A 19,559-nucleotide genomic window follows, 5' to 3' on the forward strand; every position below is an offset into this window, starting at 1 on the left:
CGACTACGGTGCTTCATGGCAAGACCAAATTGCAGGGTTTTCAATGCAATAATACAAAACCCTGCGGGAAATGGCTACAGGAATCACAGTTTATTCATTCATTATCAACAGCTTGGGCGTTGTTCAGGACGGACTAATCAGCCGACCGAGAGCCTCAAGCTCATCACTGTCAAATGCAGCCTGATCAGCGAAATAATAAACCGGTGCTGCCTCAAGACCCTCCAGGAAGAAGCCATAGGTGGATTTGAGGCGCAGTTGCGATGCCAACCGTTTGAACTCATAGCCATAGGGGATCATGACTTTGCCCTCCAGCACCGCTGCGCCCAGGCACAGGGTGGATGCCAATGGCCCGCAGCCATACCCCCTTTGCAGACCACGGAGGTAGGCTCAGCCACCTCGCGCGGTAGCACTTCCTGTGCATCCGATGCCTGTACCACAGCGACAGCGCGATCGCTCATCTGCTGGGCAAGCACCACATCGAACGGCACCAGTTCCGCGTAGATTTCCATCGTGTCGCGATTGAGCGCGGTGAAGAGCGCCGGATTGGGCAGGTCCAGATAGGCCTGGTAGAGCGCGATCTGCGCCGCGTAGACAGGCTTTGAAACGACAACCCCGCGTTTGACCGTGTCCTTCCAACTCGACACCCCGAGCGCCTTGGTTTCCCAAAGTGCGGGATAGGACATCGCGACCGGGCCGCTGACGATACAGCCGTCAATATGGCCCTTGAATCTCCCGCCCAAGACCGTGAAGCCAAACTGTCGTCCATCGTCACGCTCGGTGCGCAGATCAAACCCCGCAAGGCGCATCCAGCTGGCCACCATCTCCTCGCCGCGATGGCCCGCCTCAAAAATACGTAGGGTTTTGGGCGCGAAGTCCTGACCTTCGTCTTTGGGCACGGCCAGATAATCATACTGAATCTGCCGCATGCAGGCGCGGCCAAGGCCAGAAGAGCTGACATAGCGACGCGGACGCTCGCTGCGCTGTCGGGCGCCAAGGCCGATATCGATCACATCGCTGAGAGCCGTGGTGATGTCGGGCGTGGGGCGCGATGTCGTGTAGTGCACGCCAGACCCATGGTTCAGATCAATCATGGGGAATACCTCAAAATGGAATAGGGTCTTCAGGCAGGTGACCATCGCGTTCCGGCTGTGCGCCTTGGGTCTGCATGCTGTCGATGTAGCCGGTGACCGCTGCCTCAATCAGCTGGTCAATCTCGGCCGCGGTGCGGTCAAAAAACGGGGCCATCAGACCAAGCGCCGTCAATGCTTCCGCAAAATCCTTGCGGGCATCGCGGATGGCCTGTGCCTCGCGGGCAGTTTTATCGATCATTCCTTGTCTCCTCTTGGCGAGGTCCGCGCCGATATCTTGGCACCGGCGCGAACAGAATTTGTGGAACGGGAACTGCGACCACTTAAGGCGCAGGCAGAAACCGAAGCCCCGGGCTTCTCGGCTGCAAAGCGCGCAGATGTCTGGGCTCCGCACGTTCGCGGCTGAAACCCTCCCTCGGAGGGTTTCCGTGACGCCACTCACCCCATCAGCAAGTTTTCGAGCTCCGGATGCGCCGCCGGTTTCTCCCGTATCTTGACGGAAGCCAGGACGACGAAACGGCTGATGGCCACCGAGGCCATGGCGTCGAGATCCGTGAGCCGCAGGCTTGCGATGGGCCGGTCCAGTCTTCCGCGGGCCTCGAGCCATTTACCGATATCCTTTGCCGCTTCGCGCGTGACATGCGCCTGCCATTCATCCGGGGTCATGGGCTCAGCTGTTCAGCCAGGCCGGAGCGCCACCGCGTGTTGCCGCCGATGTGGGCGCGCCAGGCTGCGCTTGCGCGGCCGGGGCCTGCTGTGGCGCGTTGGACCAGCCCGTCTGGGCAGGCGCTTGTGCGTTCCAAGCTGCCGGCACCGCCGCCAATGATTTACGCGGCGGCGCATTTACCGGCTCAGGAGGGACGATTTCCCCCCGCATGATCGCGGCGTAGGCCGGCTCATTTGGCAGCACCACGTTCGCGATCTTGTTGCTGTCGCGGTAGTTCGGGTTGTCCGGGGCCTCAACCATGATCCGCGCAGCAAATGTGATGCCGTCAAGCTGCTTGAGCCCGGCGATCACTCGCTTGGAACGAGCCGACTCGCTCAAATCATCAGGTTTGAGGCCAAGTGCACTGTCGATCATCGCCCGGAACGTGCTTTTCGAGATGTTCCAGCCCTTCGATTGGCCCTTTTCGTCGAGCTTGCCGCCCGCAACTGTGAAGTTCTGCCAGAACTTGCGCCGAGCATAGGGGCCCTCGGTCACGGTAAATTCACAGTCGAGCATCTTCGCATCGCTGTGCGGCGAGGCTTTCAGCAGCCCTGCATCCATTTCACTGGCGCCATTTGCTCCACCGGGGCGGAGTTTCATCATCACCTTGGCAAACGTGCCATCGGGGATCAGCTCGCCCATCGGGGCCATTTGTGGGCCCGCGTCATTCAAATCAAAACTCATGGGATATGTCCTTTTCTGTTCAGACTGGGGATGAAGTGGGAGGGGTCGATGCCGAGCGGCCGTCAATCTTGGCCAGCAGCGCTGCGAGGTCCGGCGGCTCGGTCATGTCGAGGCGGCCCGAGCGATCCTTGGCCGGAAGGCCCCAAGGATTGCCGGATTTACATACAAGGCGACGGTCCGTGGATGTCACATCGAGCGTCCACGCGTCGTCCACATCCTTGCCAAAAAGCTGCATGGAGATGACCTGATCGACGATGCCCGGTAATTCACGGCCCGCTTTGGTGCCTTCCATTTGCGGCACCCAGGACGACGCTCCGTACTCATCGGTGACCTTTTCCAGGACGCCGACAAATATGACGGTCTTGCCGCGCGCATGTTGCAGGTGCTTGAGAGCCTGAATCACCTCGCGGCCCAAAAGACCGTAAGCACCGCGCACATCCGGCTTGCCCGTGCGGTCCGAAAACGCCTCCGGCTGCTGTTTGGCATAGGCCATCGCCTGACGTGTCAGATCGGTGATGCTGTCAACGAAAATGATCGAGCGGTCTTTGAGAAAGGCTTCCAGCCTGCTTTCGGCATATTCGCGCTGCACATGGGCGTGATATTCCAGACCATAATAACTGCCTGGGTGCTGCGCTGGATCCGGGCCTCCGATCAGGATCACAAGATCCCGAAAATCGGGAAAGCTGCGGATCGGGATGCTGGGCCCGCGCCAGTCCTGAACGGATTTCATGCCAGCCTCGAGATCGAAACACACCGCCTTGTCTGCGGGCAGCGTCTTGATCAGCGTGGTTTTCCCCACGCCCGGCGGGCCGAATACCGCCAGCGAAGTCTTGTTTTCGGATGCCGACAATCGTTCGTCAGCGGTGATGATGCGCAATGCCATGGCGCGCTCCTTTGGTTGGGTGAAAAATCAACGGCGGCAGGGGGTGACCGGGCGCCGAAGGGGAGCCTGCCCTGCCTTTCGGTCAGGGCGTCCCCACCGCCGTATTCAGGGTGCTTTGACCGGCTCGAGTTTGAAGCTGGCCTTACCGGAGCCGACCGTTCGCGCGGGCTCGAACCCCTTGCGCCAGGCCTCGGGCAGCGCAGTGTATTTGCGCTCCGAGACGGTCAGCTTGGTGTCGATGAATTCGGCCGGATCGTCACCGCTGTCGGAGATGCTCCGTGCAATCTGCGCCAGCTTCTCCTGATCCCACTCGATGCGCTTGGGCAGATCAGCCACCACCGTATAATCGCCATCAACAAGTCGAACCGTACCGGTGTCCTTGCCACAGGCACGACGGGCCTCCGCGGCGCGCGTGGCGTAGCGGACCTCAAGGGCTGTGTTGAAGCGCGCGGTGGCGGCCTTCAGCTGCTTGCCGGCATGGTCAAGTTCGCCTTGAAGGGCGGCCAGCAACGCGACCGGCATCTGCGCCAACTCGCCCATCGGCATCTTGAGCATGTCATCCGCGCTCGGGATGTTTTGAGGATAGGTCATTGGGTCTCCTTTCTGGGGGGTATGGGTCAGGCAGCTTCCGCCAGCTGCGCGACAGCTCTTGCCGTGCGGGATGTCTTGGGTCGGGCGATGGCCAGATAGGCAAAGCGGTCTAGCCCCAGCCGTTGCTGGACGAGGTGAACGAGGCCCGCCGTTTCGCTCCAGAAGGCACGGTCGCGTAGACACGCCAGCTCCGTGCGGGCATTCGGGTCCAAATCTGACGTGACCTTGTCGGCATCCACCGCGAGATAGCCGCGGTGATATTCCAGACGGTCGCCTGGTATGGCCTGCGCCACCCAAGCACAGAACTCGATTTCTGACAGCGGTCGGCTGGCGCGGACCGTAATAAAGGGGTTGTTGGCCATGAAAACGATCTCCTCCTTTTGCCTCTACTCACACCACGGCGAGATCGTCCCAGGCGGGACCGAGCCCGTAGGCGGTGAGGACGTGACGGAGATCGGAAACGCGGCGGTAGAGCGCGGATCGGCTGCCGAAACCCTCGGCCGCGAGCGCCGTGACGGGGCGATGCGCCAGCGCCGCGCAGAAACGGCGATCCTCGGCCGGCAGCTGCGCGAGCGCTGACTGCAGGGCATGTTGAAGTTCGGTGACAGCAACAGCGCAGCAGGTCTGGCCGTGCCAGGCGGAAAGCCCATCATCCTCAGTCAGCGTGTCACCGACCGGCTCGCGAGCTCCGGACAGCGGCACATCGAGCGAAAGCAGCGGCCCACCCTGTGCACGGCGCTGCCGATGGTACCGCATCGCGATCCGTGAAGACTGGTTGCGCAGGACGATGTTGGCGAAGGCGCCAATGCTGCCGCGCGCGGGGTCGTAACCGGGCAAGCGGCGCAAAAGATCGACCAGAAGGTCCTGGCCCAGATCCTCGCGCTCGTAGACCGGCAGACATAGCTTTCGCCGCAGCCTTTGCGCCGCCGCATCGGCCTCACGGATGACGGTTTCAATGTCGTCGGGAGAAATTTCGATCTGCATCGCTGTGCACCTCGGTCATCGTTTCTGATGAGCCCAAGATGCCGGATACGGTCGGTGCGCAGGTGGGAATGGGGTGGGAATAAAGTGGGGGTTTGGTGGGCCGCACTGTTTTTGTTAGCCCGGTGAGAATAGAATTGCCGCGGCAAACTACATAGCGGCCGCTAAAACTAAAAAGCGCAAAATCACGCATAGATAACGCGCTCATGCGATCTGCTGTTGATGTTGGATCACCGCGGTGAATACTGTGCTTCGATCGCGAGCTGTTGATGATTGTGCGACTTGAGAGTACCGTGATAAATTCCATGATCGTTCACAGCGACGGAGGCGTGCTCGACGATGGCGGACCTAATTTTTGACCGGGAGCACGCCACGGAAGCGATCGGTTTGGCAAAGACCAAAGGGCAGGAATGGCTATATGAAAGCTATCCCAAGCCAAACGGACAGAAGCGCCGGTCGAGCACGGGTTTTCTGATGCACGAAGGCGCGGCCTACCCGGTAAAACCGCTAGGACGTCTGGCAAACGAGATTGCCGGCAACCCTATGACCGATAATCCCAGCACGAATGATTTCAGGAAATACTTCGAGAATTTGGGGTTCCAGTTGATCGACAGCCCCGAGGACGAGGCGGAAAACGCGACTGAGCGACAGCGTCGCCTCGCCGAAGTTTGGGAACGCCCAGGCCAAGCCCGGTTTCGCCGCGCCGTCTTTGAAATGTTTGGCGCGCGCTGTGTCGTGACAGGATGCGAGACACTAATGGCGTTGGAAGCCGCACACGTTCTGCCTGTGTCCAGCAGCGGCGGCGATGAAGGATGGAATGGCATCCCTCTTCGCGCCGACTTGCACAGGCTCTTCGACGCTGGCGCCATCATGATCGATCCTACCTCGTGGAAACTCTCGGTGGCTGATGCCGTGCGTGAGGAATACGGCCAATATCATGGTCTGAACCTCAAGCCGGTCATCGCCGGGATCGATGGAGCAGCGAAGCTGGCGGCGGCATTGCGAGAGCGAATGGAAATTATCGGCTAAATGCGAGCTGAACCGACCCGACTCCAACTGACGAAAGCGGACGCAAGGAAGGACGCGCGTGAGACGCAGCCGGTTACGTTTTCAACCGTCGACCACGATATCTGATGCTTGCACGCCGAGCCGATAACCCCAGTTGCGCACCGTCACGATCAGGGTCTTGCTCTCGGCATCGGTAAACCCGGCAGCCTTTAAAGCGTCACGCAGCTCACGGATCAGATCCTTGGCCTCGCGCGCCGTCGTGCCTTCTAAATATGGTCCAGAGGCGACGTGGTCGCGCGACTGCGCCTTTTCGAGTAAACGTTCGAACACGGGGAAAATCTGACGCGACAGAATGACGGAGCGACCATTCCATTGAACCTCGGCCGTTGCCTTTCGCACACGAAGCACGGGCGCCAGCGGGACCGGTGCCAGAGCCGCGATGTCGATCCTGGCGCCAAGGCCATTTGTGGCAGGCGTCAGCACCTCAAGGGTTGCGATGAGATGAAAGCCCGCATCATGATGTCGCCGGGCAGTCTCCGCTGGCAACGCCGGTGCGAGGATCGTGATGTCCGAACCCCGCGCGGACTGGCGCAAGGATGCAATGATGCCGTCGCCAGACAAGGCTGCGGGCTCCAATGCGAGATACACTGCGCGCCCCAATGGCGTATCGCCGAGCCGCCAGACATTCTCCGCAGGGCGCTTCGGGCCTGCAGCGAACCCGGCTGCGGCGCCTATCACTGATGCCAACCCCTCAGCGCCGATGTGGAACACGCGCAAATCATCCTCAGTGAGATCGACGTCGTTTCGGCGGTCCAGGGGGCACTCGGCCCGAAATGCATCACCGGCTTTCCGGATCGACCGACACGGGAGCCCGCACTCACAGGCGTCGCAGACGTCCCAATCGGTAAGTGGCGCCTGTTCGACGAGGACACGTTTCGCAAGTAATCGGTCGAAGACCGGGCCGAAGTATGGCGCCGCAAGCTGGCCGGGCAGGATTGCGTCGTCACCAGCCTCACTCAGCCGCGTCAACAACCTCAAAATCGTCTCGGTCATTCATCAGCCCGTTCCGTTCGATCAGCTTCATCACCCGCACCTCATGCTGGGTGCGGCGGAACTGCACGACGCCCGGGGGCCGCAGCTTGACCGTGACCTGCGGCTGGCGCTTGCCGTCGCCCTTGAACAGGACCCGGAACACGAGCTCGCCCAGCCGCCAGGCACCACCGAACGAGACCGGCGTGCTGCCGAAATGCTGGAGCGCGTCTCCGCCGAGATCCCGCGACCGCAATGTGCGCACGACACGGGAATACCCCTTCTTGCCGGGCGCCATCAAGTCGGCAGCCGCCTCGATGATCAGCACTTTGTCGATCAGTGGATCGTAGGCGGTATCGAAGGCGAAACCCGGTCCGGCCAGTTCGACGGGGAGCAGGGTATAGAGGTCCTGCGCAGCGTCGCCGTCAAAGAAGCCGGGCCTGCCAAGTATGATCGAGGCGAAGAGTTCCGCGACCTCGGGCTGATGGCCCTTCCGGATGCGGGCCAGTCGCAGCATGCCGGTGTTCTCGGAGTATCGCAGCACCGCATGGGATATCTGTCGCACGCTGATGACCCGTTCGACCTGGCCCTCAACGACCGGCATAGTCGACACCATAGAGCCGTGGCTTACCACGAGGTTGATCTCGTCATCGTCGTCGTAGTCCCCCACCCGGCAGTAATCCCCGAGAAACGCGTCACGGAAGAGCGCGGCAACGGCCGTCCGGAATGCCTCGACCTTCTCCTCCGTCAGGTCGATCGCAACGCCCCGTTCCCGCCCTGCATATTCGTGAAGGCGGTCGGCCGTGAGCATCGCCATATGGTCAGCAGCCGCATCAAACAGGTCGGGATGCTCTAAATACACGCGGACGGCGATGTGCTTGGGATCATGCGCCTTATTCGGCGCGTCCTCGTCACCGGTCTTCATGTCGGGGAACAGGTCGACGCCCTGACGGGCAGCCTGCGCTTGGATGATCTCGAGGCCGCGGGCATCGCCCAGTTCCGCGATCCGGTGCAAATCACCTCGCAGCCCCTCGGGGTAGCTGTCCTCGGCACCGGTCAGCAGCACCTGCAGCGCCTCGCGGGCGGCGTCCTCCTCTTGGTCCAGCAGGTCGACGGAAAAGCCTCTGTACTTGCCCTCATGCCGCGCCAGCAGTGGCTTCATCAGGGCGAGATCAATGGTCTTGATAAACCGGGGGTTCACAAACTTCTTCAAATTACCGGCCACCACGAATCCCCTTTCCTGCAAAATCAGCGTTCTTGATACGTTCTTTTTGGCGAATTTTCAATCTGCGTGGGATCGGATGGGACGCTTTCCGACAATGATGAGTAGAGGCTCAGGGAGAAGACTGCTCCGAAGCCCCCATGAAACGCCCCAATCCCCTGCCCGCTGACTTGATGTCGCCCAACGAGCGCAGAGCTGAACTCTGCGCCCTTCTGGCCCTCGGCCTGATCCGTCTGCACCAGCGCGAAATACCCCAACTCTCTGAGCCATATGGAGAAAGTTCGCTACACAACTCAGCCAACCAGAGCGTTCATGCAACTCCGACTCACCGGAGAACCGCATGACAAACCACGATCCTATCCCCGCGCGCCTCGCCGCGCTGAAATCCACCCCCACCAAGGAGCTGAAAGATCAATGGCGCGAGCTGTTCGACAGCGAACCGCCACCCTTCAACCGGCGCTACCTCGAAAGCCGGCTGGCGTACCGCATCCAGGAACTCGCCTATGGCGGGCTCAAGCCGGAGACGATCCGGCGGTTGGAACGGCTGGGTGAGGAACTCGACGGCGGTGACCGCAAGAAAAGCCGTATCCGTGCAGATTTCCACCCGATTGCAGGCACGCGGTTGCTTCGTGAATGGCAGGGCGTTGAGCACGTCGTCACGGTCACCGTGGACGGGTTCGAATGGCAGGGGCGGCCTTACAAGTCGCTATCCGCCATCGCGCGCGCCATCACCGGCACACGCTGGAACGGCTGGGTGTTCTTCGGCCTGAAATCACGGAGGCAGACATGACCAAACCCATCACGCGGAAACTGCGCTGTGCCATCTACACACGCAAAAGCAATGAGGCCGGGCTAGAGCAGGAGTTCAACAGCCTGCATGCGCAGCGCGAAGCCTGCGAGGCTTACATTGCCAGCCAGAAATCAGAGGGTTGGGTGCTGGTCCGCGACCAATATGACGATGGCGGCATTTCCGGCGGCACGCTGGAGCGGCCCGGCCTGAAGCGCCTTATGCAAGATGTTGAGGACGGTTTGGTCGACGTGATCGTTGTCTACAAGATCGATCGGCTCAGCCGTTCGCTGGCGGACTTCGCCAAGCTGGTCGAGGTTTTTGATCAGCATGGCGTGACCTTCGTCTCCGTCACCCAGCAATTCAACACGACCACGTCCATGGGGCGGCTGACGCTGAACATCCTGCTGTCCTTCGCCCAGTTCGAACGCGAGGTGACAGCCGAGCGTATCCGCGACAAGGTCGCCGCCAGCCGCAGGAAGGGCATGTGGATGGGTGGCGTGCCGCCCTTCGGCTACCGCGTCGAGAACCGGAAACTGGTGGTCGACGACGAGGCCGCCACGCATGTGCGTTGGATCTTCGCCCACTTCCTCGAGATTGGGTCCTGCACAGAACTGGCGCGCGAGGTCGCGAAGCGCGGCATCCGCACGCCGCGTGGCAACCGGATCGACAAGAAGTACCTCTATCGCTTGCTGAACAACCGTGCCTACCTCGGCGAGGCGGTCCACAAAGGCGAGAGCTATCCCGGCGAGCACGACGCCATCATCGATCGCGAGACGTGGGACCGTGTCCATGCCATCCTGCGGGAGAGCCCGCGCAAGCGTGCCGCCCGGACGAGATCAGACACGCCCGCGCTGCTGAAGGGGCTGCTGTTCGGTCCCGATGGCGCCGCCTTCTCGCCGACGCACACCCACAAGGGCGGGCGGCTGTACCGTTACTACGTCAGCCAGACCGTGCTGAAGCATGGTGCTGGTGCGTGTCCGGTCGGCCGCGTGCCCGCGGGCGCGATCGGGTGCGCTGTCATAGACCAACTCCGCGCCGTGCTCCGCCAGCCCGAGATCGTTGCGGGGACGTGGAAGGCGGCACGTGCCCACGCCGACGACATCTCCGAGGCCGACGCCCGCGCGGCCCTGCAGCAGATCGACCCGCTTTGGGACGAACTCTTCCCCGCGGAACAGGCACGCATTGTGGCGCTGTTGGTCGAGCGTGTCGACATAGGCACGGACGGGCTCAACGTCGGGCTCCGCGTCGACGGACTCAGCAGCCTCGCTCGCGAGATGCTGGCTGGGGGCGTCGGAGAAGCGGCGTGACCCGCGCGTCGCCGATCCCCGAGACGGTGACGCTCCACGTGCCGTTCCGCGTCGTGAAGCGCGGCGGGCGCAAGGAAATGCAACTGCCCGATGGTTTCCGTCCAGACCGCAAGGCGGACAACACGCTGGTCAAGGCGCTGGCCCGCGCCTTCCGCTGGAAGCGGATGCTCGAGTCGGGTGAGTTCGCTACCATCGCCGAACTGGCCGAACGGGAGGGGATCGCGACGTCCTATATGACGCGCATCCTGCGCCTGACGCAGCTTGAGCCTGGCATCATTGAGGCGGTTCTCGACGGACGACAGGGCAATGCCGTTAAGCTTGCGCGACTTATGGACCCGTTCCCGATCAGCTGGATCGAGCAGAAGAACATCTTCTCCGGCACCTGATCACCTCGCTGCACAATCTCACGCCACTGCTGCTATTGCTTCATTGGGCCAAATTGGCCAAAAGTGATGAAGGCATAGGCGGGGAGTCGGAATGCAGACCCTGAGCGCGAAAGACGCGAAGTACGGCTTCGGACGGTTGATCGATCTCGCCCGAGCCGAGCCGGTGGCGGTGGCCAAGCACGGGCGGACTGTCGTCGTCGTGTTGGCCGTCGAGGAATATGAACGGCTGAAGGCGGTCGAGGCCGGCGCAGCCCCCAAAGCCCCCGGTGGCGCTCAGAGTGAAGAATGAACGATTCGTTGAACAATGGTCTGCAATTGAAATCTGCGATGTGGGACGCCGCGAATACTCTTCGCGGCTCCGCTGTCGATCGGACGGATTGGAAGGGTTACATTCTTCCTTTGCTGTTCTTCAAGCGCATCTCCGACGTCTGGGACGAAGAGACGGCTGAGGCTCGGGAGATCTATGGCGAAGCGGACCCCTCCCTGTTTCCGGAGGTGCACCGTTTCGTGCTGCCTGAAGGCTGTCACTGGAACGACATCAGAGAAGTTCCGGCCAACGTCGGCGCGGCACTCCAGAAGGCCATGCAGGAGATCGAGCGGGCCAATCCGGACACGCTGTTCCGCGTATTCGGTTCGGCGGACTGGGGCAACAAGGAGAAGTTCTCCGACGAGTTGCTGAAGGATCTGATAGAGGGGTTCTCTGAGATCGGGCTCGGCAACACCACCGTCAGCACCGACGTGCTGGGCGACGCCTACGAATATTTGGTGGGCAAGTTTGCCGACGTCACCCGCCGCAACAAGGCGGGCGAGTTCTACACGCCGCGTAGCGTCGTGCGCATGATGGTCGAAATCCTCGACCCCAAGGAAAGTGAAAGCATCTACGACCCCGCCTGCGGCACGGGCGGTATGCTGCTCGGGGCTATCGAGCATGTGATGCGCAAGGGCGGCGATCCGCGCACCTTCTACGGCAAGATCTACGGCCAGGAGAAGAACCTGACCACGGCCGCGATCGCCCGGATGAACCTTGTCCTGCACGGGATCGAGGACTTCCAGGTGGCCCGTGAGGACACGTTGCGGAATCCGGCCTTCACGGACTCCAGCACGGGTGGCCTCGCCACCTTCGACTGTGTCATCGCGAACCCGCCGTTCTCGCTGAAGGAATGGGGGCGTGACCTGTGGGAGGCCGACCCCTGGAGCCGGGCCCATTACGGGATCCCGCCCGAAAGCTATGGCGACTACGCCTTCGTCCAGCACATGATCGCATCCATGGCGCTGACCGGAAACAGCCGCATGGCCGTCGTACTGCCGCAAGGCGCGCTGTTCCGGAAGTCGGCCGAAGGTTCGATCCGTCAGGCCCTGCTGGAAATAGACATGGTCGAGGCGGTCATCGGCCTGGCGCCGAACCTGTTCTACGGGACGCAGCTGGCTGGGTGTGTCGTCATCCTGCGCCGCAAGAAGCCCGAAGCGCGCAAGAACAAGGTATTGATCATCGACGCCTCAAGCCTGTTCCGCAAAGGCCGGGCGCAGAACTTCCTCGATCAGGAGCACAGCGACCAGATCGTCGCCTGGTACCGCGCATTCGAGGATGTCGAGGATCGTGCCAAGGTGGCGACGCTGGACGAGATCAAGAAGGAAGGCTGGACGCTGAATATCTCGCGCTACGTCCTGCCGCCCATCGGCCAGGACATTCCGCCGCTCCCCGAAGCCGTCGAGGCGTTCAAGACAGCGCTGGCCGACGCTCGGGCGGCCGAGGATCACCTGCGCAAGGTGCTGGTCGAAGGGGGGTGGCTGCAATGAGCGGGCTGACCCAACGTGAACTCGAAAGCTATCTCTGGGGCGCCGCCACGCTGTTGCGCGGGCTAATCGATGCCAGCGACTACAAGCAGTACATCTTCCCGCTGTTGTTCTTCAAACGTCTGTCCGACGTCTGGGACGGGGATTACCAGGACGCCCTCGATGAAACCGGCGACGAGGGCTACGCCACCGACACGGCCAACGACCGCTTCGTGATCCCCGAAGATGCGCATTGGAATGACGTGCGCGCCGCACCCCGCGATGTCGGCCGGGCGCTGCTGTCGGCCTTCCTCGCGATCGAGGCTGCTAACCCCGACCGCCTTCAGGGCGTCTTCGGCAACGCGAACTGGACCGACAAGGCCCAGACACCCGACAGCACGCTGAAGAACCTGATCGAGCATTTCTCGAAGCACGACCTGACCCTCGCCGCCGTGCCCGAGGACGAGCTTGGCAACGGCTACGAATACCTGATCAAGAAGTTCGCCGACGACAGCGGCCACACCGCGCAGGAGTTCTACACCAACCGCACCCTTGTTCACCTGATGGCGCAGATGCTGGAGCCCCAGCCGGGCGAAAGCATCTATGACCCGACCTGCGGCACCGGCGGCATGCTGATCTCCTGCCTCGCAGAGGTGAAGCGGCGCGGGGGCGACATCCGCACAACCGGCCTTTACGGGCAGGAGCTGATCACGATCACCGCCGCCATCGCGCGGATGAACCTGGTCATCCATGGCGTGGACGATTTCCACATCGCCAGCGGCAACACGCTGGCCACGCCCGCCTTCGTGCAGGGCGACCGGCTGCGCACCTTCGACGTGGTCCTGGCCAACCCGCCCTATTCCATCAAGAAATGGAACCGCGGCGCGTGGGAGCAGGATGCCTGGGGCCGCAACTTCCTTGGCACCCCGCCGCAGGGGCGGGCGGATTACGCTTTCTTCCAGCACATCCTGTCGTCGATGCACCCCAAGACCGGGCGCTGCGCGATCCTGTTCCCGCATGGCGTGCTGTTCCGCAACGAGGAGGCCGAGATGCGGCGCAGGCTGGTCGAATCCGACCGGGTCGAATGCGTGCTGGGGCTGGGGCCGGGCCTGTTCTACAACTCACCGATGGAGGCCTGTGTGGTGATCTGCCGGTCGCAGAAGCCCGAGGCGCGCAAGGGACGCATCCTGTTCATCGATGCCGTGGCCGAGATTGCGCGCGAGCGGGCGCAAAGCTTTCTGCGGCCCGAGCATCAGGCGCGCATCCTGTCGGCCTATCACGCCTTTGCGGATGATCCCGGCTTCGCCGCGGTGGCGGATGTAGCCGATGTGCTGGCGGCCGACGGCAACCTGTCGATTGCCCGCTATGTGAAACGGCCCAAGGCGGCGGTGTCGGGCGGCGCCACGCTGGCGGCAACCTGGGCGGCGTTTGACGAGGAAGGGCGCGACTTCTGGACGGGCATGGACGCGCTGGTGGACATGCTCGATGGCCTGACGCCTGCGGAGGACGCCGATGCTTGAGCGGCCGATTTCCAAGACGGGGTGGACGCGCGTGGCCTTCGGCGACGTGGTCCGCCTGTCGAAAGCGCGTGTGGCTGACCCCGAGGCTGCCGGGATCGAACGGGTCGTGGGGCTGGAGCATATCGAGCCCGGCGACCTGCGCATCCGGCGCTGGGGCGACGTGGCCGATGGCACGACCTTCACCACGCTGTTCAAGCCCGGGCAGGTTCTGTTCGGGAAGCGACGTGCCTATCAGCGCAAAGTGGCGGTGGCGGATTTCGACGGGGTCTGTTCCGGCGACATCTATGTGTTGGAACCGGCGAATGACCGGTTGATGCCCGAACTGCTGCCGTTCCTGTGCCAGACCGACGCCTTCTTCGATCACGCCGTCGGCACCTCGGCGGGGTCGCTGTCGCCGCGCACCAACTGGACCAGCCTCGCCAGCTTCGAGTTCTTGCTGCCGCCGATCCAGGAGCAGGCGCGGTTGGTGGAGGCGCTGAGCGCTTCTGCAACCAACCTTGACCACCTTTATGTGCTGCACGGACAAGCCGCAGTTCTTCTCGATGCGCTTATCCTTGAGACAATTGAGATTCGTGGCTTCTCCATGAATCAGGGGTACAAAGGACGCTTTCAGGTAGAGAAAGGGGAACGAATTTACCACACGCGAAGCGGAAATGGAGAACCCATTCCTGATGATGCTGGTGACACGCTCTTTTTCAAAGTCGCTGACTTCAACCGGAACAGCGACCATAGAAAGCTCGCGCATGCTGAGGTGAAGTTCTCGATCAAAGCAAATCCGGGTATTCGAGTGTTTCAGCCCGGAACGGTCGTTTTCCCCAAACGCGGGGCATCAATCTTTCTGAACAAGATCGGAATACTAACTCACCCGGCGGCTTTGGATCCGAACTTGATGGCGCTTGAGCCTCGAGTTGAGAAGGTGTCCGCTGAATATCTGATGTGGTTCTACAAAGGGATTGGGCTCTGGCGCTTTGCTGACACAACTTCTGTTCCGCAGCTAAATCACAAGCACCTAAACCCTGTCCCTGTGCCAGTCCCATCCGTCGAACAACAAGATGAAATCTGCGCTCGGATTTCACTTCTGGCCGATGCCTTAGCAAATGCTGCAAATAGGCTTCGGAATGCGCAGGATGCCCATATCAGGATTCGTGAAGGTGTCTTTTCTGAAACTGGGGTGAGTGCATGACCTTCAACGAGTCCAACACCGTCGAAGCCCATCTGCGCGACCTTCTCGCGGGCGCGGCCTCGGCCCGCCCGGCGCAGCCCGCCATCGGCCTCGCGCGGATTGGTGGCAGGATCGCGGGCCTCGGTTGGCATTACGTCGCCCCCGCCGACCTTCCCCGCCAGCCGCAAGAGGTGCTGGTCGAACCGCACCTGCGCGACGCCCTTATCCGCCTGAACCCCGATATCGCCACCAACACCGGCCGGGCCGATGACGTGCTCTACCGCCTGCGCGCCATCGTCATGGGCGCGCGGTCCGACGGGCTGGTGAAGGCGAACGAGGAATTTTCCGCCTGGGCACTGGGCGAACGGTCGATGCCCTTTGGCGCGAATGGCGAACACGTCACCATCCGCCTGATCGATTTCGATGAAATCGAGAATAACAGCTTCGTCATCACCCAGCAGTTCACCATCCGGGCGGGCAAGACCGAAAAGCGCGCCGATCTGGTGCTGCTGGTCAACGGCATTCCGCTGGTCCTGATCGAGGCCAAGACGCCGGTGCGGTCCAGCCAAAGCTGGCTCGACGCCGCCATCCAGGTCCATGACGACTATGAGAAAAACGTGCCGGAGCTGTTCGTGCCCAACGTCTTCTCAGTCGCGACCGAGGGCAAGGAGTTCCGCTATGGCTCGGTCCGGATGCCGGTCGACATGTGGGGCCCCTGGCGCGACGGTGACGGCAAGCAATCGCTGGGCGAGGTGGAAAAGGCCGCCACCTCGATGCTGCGCCCGGCGATGGTGCTCGACATGCTCGACAGCTTCACCGCATTCGCGACGCAGAAGGGCAAGCACCGCATCAAGATCATCGCCCGCTATCAGCAGGTGGACGGCGTCAACAAGATCGTCGCGCGCGTCGTGGCAGGCCAGCCGCGCAAGGGGCTGATCTGGCATTTCCAGGGATCGGGTAAGTCGCTGCTGATGCTGTTCGCCGCGCGCAAGCTGAGGCTGCACCCGGCGCTGAAGAACCCCACGGTGCTGATCGTGGTGGACCGCATCGACCTGAACAGCCAGATCGCGGGCACGTTTTATGCTGCCGATATGGCAAATCTGGTGCGGCCAGAAAAGCGAAAGGATCTTCAATACCTGCTTGAAAGCGACGCGCGGAAGGTTGCGATTACCAACATCCACTTGTTTGGAGAGGCCGAGGGCGTTCTGAACGCCCGCGACAACATCATCGTGCTGGTGGACGAGGCGCACCGCACGCAGGAAGGCGATCTGGGCCGCAAGATGCGCGACGCCCTGCCCAACGCCTTCCTGTTCGGCCTGACCGGCACGCCCATCAACCGCGCCGACAAGAACACCTTCTACGCCTTCGGTGCCGATACCGACGAAGGCGGCTACATGAGCCGCTACGGCCTGAACGACTCCATCCGCGACGGGGCGACGAAGGAGCTGCATTTCGAGCCGCGCCTGGTGGACCTGCACATCGATCAGAAGGCCATCGAGGAGGCCTATGCCGAGCTGACGCAGGGCCTGACGGACGAAGACCGGGATCGGCTGGGCAAGGCGGCGGCCAAGATGTCGATCCTGGTCAAGGCGCCCGAACGCATTCGCGCGATTTGCGGCGACATCGCCAAGCACTTCCAGGAGAAGGTCGCCCCGAACGGCTTTGGCGCGCAGGTGGTGACCTTCGACCGTGAGAGTTGTCTGCTCTACAAGCAGGAACTCGACCGCCACCTGCCGCCCGAGGTTTCCGACGTGGTGATCTCGGTTAACAGCGGCGAGCCCGAATATGCGGCCTTCAAGCGCGACCGCGATGCCGAGGAGAAGCTGCTCGACCGGTTCCGCGACCCGAAGGACCCGCTGAAGATCATCATCGTGACGTCAAAGCTGCTGACCGGCTTCGATGCGCCGATCCTGCAGACCATGTATCTGGACAAGCCGCTGCGCGACCACACGCTCTTGCAGGCGATCTGCCGGACGAACCGTCCCTATGGCGAGCAGAAGACGCATGGCCTGATCGTCGACTACCTCGGCATCTTCGACGACGTGGCGCAGGCGCTGAAATTCGACGAGGAGGGCGTGCAAAAGGCGGTGTCGAACATCGCCGAGCTGATCAACGCCCTGCCGACCGCGCTGCAGAAGTGCCTCGCCTATTTCGCGGGCGTAGACCGGAGCCTGACTGGCTACGAGGGCCTGATCGCCGCGCAGGAATGTATCCCGAACAACGACTGGCGCGACGCCTTTGCGGCCGATTTCAGCGTTCTGGCGCGCATATGGGAGGCGCTGTCGCCTGATCCGGTGCTGACGCAGTACGAGACCGACTATCGCTGGCTGGCGCAGGTCTACGAGTCGCTGAAACCCTCCAGCGGCACAGGGCGGCTGCTTTGGCATCGGCTGGGCGCCAAGACCATCGAGCTGATTCACGAAAACCTCCACGTCGATGCGGTGCGGGATGATCTCGACACGCTGGTTCTGGATGCCGAGCTGCTGGAGGCCGTCCTCGGCAATCCGGACCCCGAAAAGAAGGCCAAGGAAATCTCGGTCAAGCTGGCGGGCCGCCTACGGAAGCATGCGGGCAATCCCAAGTTTAAGGCGCTAGGCGAGCGCCTGGAGGACCTGAAGAACCGGCATCAGCAGGGTCTTCTGCTGTCGATCGACTTCCTGAAGGAGCTTCTGGCGCTGGCAAAAGACGTGGTGAAGACCGAGCGCGAGACGCCAGAGGAAGAGGACATCGACCGGGGCAAGGCGGCGTTGACCGAGCTGTTCGAGGACGCACGGAACGGCGACACGCCCGTGATGGTCAAGCGGGTCGTGGACGATATCGACGAGATCGTGTGCGCGGTCAGGTTCGACGGCTGGCAAGCCACGCACGCGGGTGAACGCGAGGTCAAGAAAGCGCTTCGCCAGACCCTCTTCCGCTTCAAGCTGCATCAGGACGCCGAGCTGTTCGAGAAGGCATACGGCTACATTCGCGAGTATTACTGAACATGAAGGAGTTGCTCGACAACGCGGTGCTTTCGATCGAGCTCGGAGTTGAGGACTACCAGACAGGCGACGAGCGTCGTGTGCTGTCCGCCATCCGGAACCTTTACGCCGGCGTCCTGCTGCTATGCAAACAGGTGCTTTGGAACGAGTCGCCGCCAGGAACAGACGGCTCACTGATCTACAAGGATCTCGTTCCGCGAAAGATAGATGGCCGCGTTCTCATGGTGCCTAAGAAGCCACACCGGAACACGGTTGACCGACAACAGATCGAGGAGCGTTTCAAGGAGCTGGGGCTCAATCTCGACTGGTCAAAGCTCCAGGAGCTTGCTCGGATCAGAAATGATGTCGAGCATCTGTTCATGACGGTGAAACCTGCGATTGCGAAAGAAGCTCTTGCTTCGGCCATGCCAGTCATCGAGCAGCTGTTGGTGGGGCACCTTCAGGAAGAGCCCGCACACCTCTTCAGAGATGGTGTCTGGAAGTCACTTCTTGAGAATAAAGATGTTTTTGATCAGCAGCAGGTGAGATGCACTGAATCGTTCCGGAACATGAACTGGGAGTTTGAGACCCTCGTTGAAGCGGTCACAGAACTCAGGTGCTCGAATTGTGGATCCTCTCTGGTTCGGCAGATTGATCCCGACAACCAGAGCTTCAAGGCAATGGAGATCGATTGCGCGGAGTGCGGCGAGGCATTGGATCGTGAGGATGTTTTCGAGGCTGCAATCGGCGAGTCTGTGGCAAGCGACGCATACATCGCCATGACGGACGGCGGAGAACCGCCAGTCACAACCTGTCCCGAATGCCATCGTGAAAGCTGGGTGAACGGAGAAGGTTGCGTCCTCTGCCCGGGCGCTGATCTGACATGTTCAATGTGCGGAGAGGAGTTCAATCCAGACGAATTCAACTATGACGCGGGCATGTGTTCATACTGCGCATGGCGAATGGACAAGGTCATGCGCGAGTAGCTCATCCGGGTTCTTCACTGTCGCCACCCGGCAAAGTTCGATTTCTGTTCCACGCGGCAAATGCCCCTGAAATCGAAGTGTTTAGCGGGACACCTCATAAAGCCTTGTTTTATCAGGTGCTTGTAAAAACTTCACCGAAATGACGAAGGCAACAGGTCCAGAGAATATCGGCCCTGAGAGACCGCTTCCGAGCCCCTTGGCGCAGCGGCCAGGGCTCAGCTCCACCCGCATAACCCTCGAAAACAACGGAAAAATCCGGCCGCGGCCGGATCGGGAGAACGCTTTCGCAAGGGCAAGTGGCGGAGACGAAGGGATTCGAACCCTCGAGACGGTTTCCCGCCTACTCCCTTAGCAGGGGAGCGCCTTCGACCACTCGGCCACGTCTCCGCCGACCCGTTTAAGGAAGCGTGCAGGCGGGGACAAGGCCAAATCACACGTGGGGCATGACAAATTCTGCGCAAAATGCAGGCCTGCCCTGACACA

21 protein-coding genes and 1 tRNA gene are annotated in these 19,559 nt (G+C 61.6%); 10 read left to right on the forward strand and 12 right to left on the reverse strand.

Going from position 1 to position 19,559, the window contains the following annotated elements; genetic code table 11:
* Window positions 1-123: 123 nt before the first annotated feature.
* The 9 genes from JJ869_RS01305 to JJ869_RS01345 form a co-directional block, all read right to left on the reverse strand.
* Window positions 124-297, reverse strand: coding sequence for a hypothetical protein (locus JJ869_RS01305; protein ID WP_292264168.1), 174 nt, complete (start codon window positions 295-297; stop codon window positions 124-126).
* Window positions 294-1,091: a hypothetical protein gene (locus JJ869_RS01310; protein ID WP_292264169.1), complete on the reverse strand. Its 798-nt coding sequence runs from the start codon at window positions 1,089-1,091 to the stop codon at window positions 294-296. Before JJ869_RS01310 ends, JJ869_RS01305 begins: the two co-directional genes overlap by 4 nt.
* Before the next feature lie 10 nt (window positions 1,092-1,101).
* The gene (locus JJ869_RS01315; RefSeq protein ID WP_292264170.1) at window positions 1,102-1,329 is read right to left on the reverse strand and encodes a DUF6511 domain-containing protein; all 228 of its coding nucleotides are present in this window, start codon (window positions 1,327-1,329) and stop codon (window positions 1,102-1,104) included.
* A 197-nt stretch (window positions 1,330-1,526) separates the two neighbouring features.
* Window positions 1,527-1,754, reverse strand: a complete 228-nt coding sequence (locus JJ869_RS01320; RefSeq protein WP_292264171.1) for a hypothetical protein — start codon at window positions 1,752-1,754, stop codon at window positions 1,527-1,529.
* Window positions 1,755-1,758: 4 nt separating this feature from the next.
* Window positions 1,759-2,478, reverse strand: coding sequence for a hypothetical protein (locus JJ869_RS01325; protein WP_292264172.1), 720 nt, complete (start codon window positions 2,476-2,478; stop codon window positions 1,759-1,761).
* Between the two features lie 19 nt (window positions 2,479-2,497).
* A complete protein-coding gene (locus tag JJ869_RS01330; RefSeq protein WP_292264173.1) occupies window positions 2,498-3,361 on the reverse strand; it encodes an ATP-binding protein in 864 nt (287 codons plus the stop codon).
* A 105-nt stretch (window positions 3,362-3,466) separates the two neighbouring features.
* Complete coding sequence (locus JJ869_RS01335) at window positions 3,467-3,952, reverse strand: hypothetical protein (protein ID WP_292264174.1); 486 nt, start codon at window positions 3,950-3,952, stop codon at window positions 3,467-3,469.
* Between the two features lie 26 nt (window positions 3,953-3,978).
* Window positions 3,979-4,314: a hypothetical protein gene (locus JJ869_RS01340; RefSeq protein ID WP_292264175.1), complete on the reverse strand. Its 336-nt coding sequence runs from the start codon at window positions 4,312-4,314 to the stop codon at window positions 3,979-3,981.
* Between the two features lie 28 nt (window positions 4,315-4,342).
* Window positions 4,343-4,936, reverse strand: a complete 594-nt coding sequence (locus JJ869_RS01345; RefSeq protein WP_292264176.1) for a sigma factor — start codon at window positions 4,934-4,936, stop codon at window positions 4,343-4,345.
* A gap of 336 nt (window positions 4,937-5,272) precedes the next feature.
* Between JJ869_RS01345 and JJ869_RS01350 the strand changes: the two genes are divergently transcribed.
* Window positions 5,273-5,962 (forward strand): HNH endonuclease, encoded by a 690-nt coding sequence (locus JJ869_RS01350; RefSeq protein ID WP_292264177.1) that lies wholly within the window; start codon window positions 5,273-5,275, stop codon window positions 5,960-5,962.
* Window positions 5,963-6,043: 81 nt separating this feature from the next.
* Here JJ869_RS01350 and JJ869_RS01355 read toward each other — a convergent pair whose 3' ends face one another.
* Together JJ869_RS01355 and JJ869_RS01360 are read right to left on the reverse strand one after the other, a co-directional pair.
* Entirely contained in the window at window positions 6,044-6,994 is a 951-nt protein-coding gene (locus tag JJ869_RS01355) for a hypothetical protein (protein ID WP_292264178.1), read from the reverse strand.
* Window positions 6,954-8,195: a hypothetical protein gene (locus JJ869_RS01360; RefSeq protein ID WP_292264179.1), complete on the reverse strand. Its 1,242-nt coding sequence runs from the start codon at window positions 8,193-8,195 to the stop codon at window positions 6,954-6,956. Before JJ869_RS01360 ends, JJ869_RS01355 begins: the two co-directional genes overlap by 41 nt.
* Before the next feature lie 337 nt (window positions 8,196-8,532).
* Between JJ869_RS01360 and JJ869_RS01365 the strand changes: the two genes are divergently transcribed.
* The 9 genes from JJ869_RS01365 to JJ869_RS01405 all read left to right on the forward strand — a co-directional run bounded on the left by JJ869_RS01365 (window position 8,533) and on the right by JJ869_RS01405 (window position 19,076).
* On the forward strand, window positions 8,533-8,982 hold the full coding sequence (locus tag JJ869_RS01365) for a DUF2924 domain-containing protein (RefSeq protein WP_292264180.1): 450 nt from the start codon (window positions 8,533-8,535) through the stop codon (window positions 8,980-8,982).
* Window positions 8,979-10,289, forward strand: coding sequence for a recombinase family protein (locus JJ869_RS01370; protein ID WP_292264181.1), 1,311 nt, complete (start codon window positions 8,979-8,981; stop codon window positions 10,287-10,289). Before JJ869_RS01365 ends, JJ869_RS01370 begins: the two co-directional genes overlap by 4 nt.
* Window positions 10,286-10,675, forward strand: coding sequence for a hypothetical protein (locus JJ869_RS01375; RefSeq protein ID WP_292264182.1), 390 nt, complete (start codon window positions 10,286-10,288; stop codon window positions 10,673-10,675). The genes JJ869_RS01370 and JJ869_RS01375 overlap by 4 nt, the downstream gene beginning before the upstream one ends.
* Before the next feature lie 91 nt (window positions 10,676-10,766).
* On the forward strand, window positions 10,767-10,964 hold the full coding sequence (locus JJ869_RS01380) for a type II toxin-antitoxin system Phd/YefM family antitoxin (protein WP_100651825.1): 198 nt from the start codon (window positions 10,767-10,769) through the stop codon (window positions 10,962-10,964).
* Window positions 10,961-12,472, forward strand: coding sequence for a class I SAM-dependent DNA methyltransferase (locus tag JJ869_RS01385; protein ID WP_292264183.1), 1,512 nt, complete (start codon window positions 10,961-10,963; stop codon window positions 12,470-12,472). The genes JJ869_RS01380 and JJ869_RS01385 overlap by 4 nt, the downstream gene beginning before the upstream one ends.
* A complete protein-coding gene (locus tag JJ869_RS01390; RefSeq protein ID WP_292264184.1) occupies window positions 12,469-13,968 on the forward strand; it encodes a class I SAM-dependent DNA methyltransferase in 1,500 nt (499 codons plus the stop codon). The genes JJ869_RS01385 and JJ869_RS01390 overlap by 4 nt, the downstream gene beginning before the upstream one ends.
* Window positions 13,969-13,999: 31 nt before the next feature.
* Entirely contained in the window at window positions 14,000-15,151 is a 1,152-nt protein-coding gene (locus tag JJ869_RS01395) for a hypothetical protein (RefSeq protein WP_292264185.1), read from the forward strand.
* Entirely contained in the window at window positions 15,148-18,111 is a 2,964-nt protein-coding gene (locus tag JJ869_RS01400; protein ID WP_292264186.1) for an HsdR family type I site-specific deoxyribonuclease, read from the forward strand. The genes JJ869_RS01395 and JJ869_RS01400 overlap by 4 nt, the downstream gene beginning before the upstream one ends.
* A 2-nt stretch (window positions 18,112-18,113) precedes the next feature.
* Entirely contained in the window at window positions 18,114-19,076 is a 963-nt protein-coding gene (locus JJ869_RS01405; RefSeq protein ID WP_292264187.1) for a hypothetical protein, read from the forward strand.
* A gap of 297 nt (window positions 19,077-19,373) precedes the next feature.
* Here the strand turns inward: JJ869_RS01405 and JJ869_RS01410 are convergent.
* Window positions 19,374-19,463: transfer RNA gene (locus JJ869_RS01410), tRNA-Ser, on the reverse strand.
* Window positions 19,464-19,559 lie beyond the last annotated feature (96 nt).

The organism is Marivita sp. (genome assembly GCF_017643905.1).
In the GTDB taxonomy this organism is placed as follows: domain Bacteria; phylum Pseudomonadota; class Alphaproteobacteria; order Rhodobacterales; family Rhodobacteraceae; genus Marivita.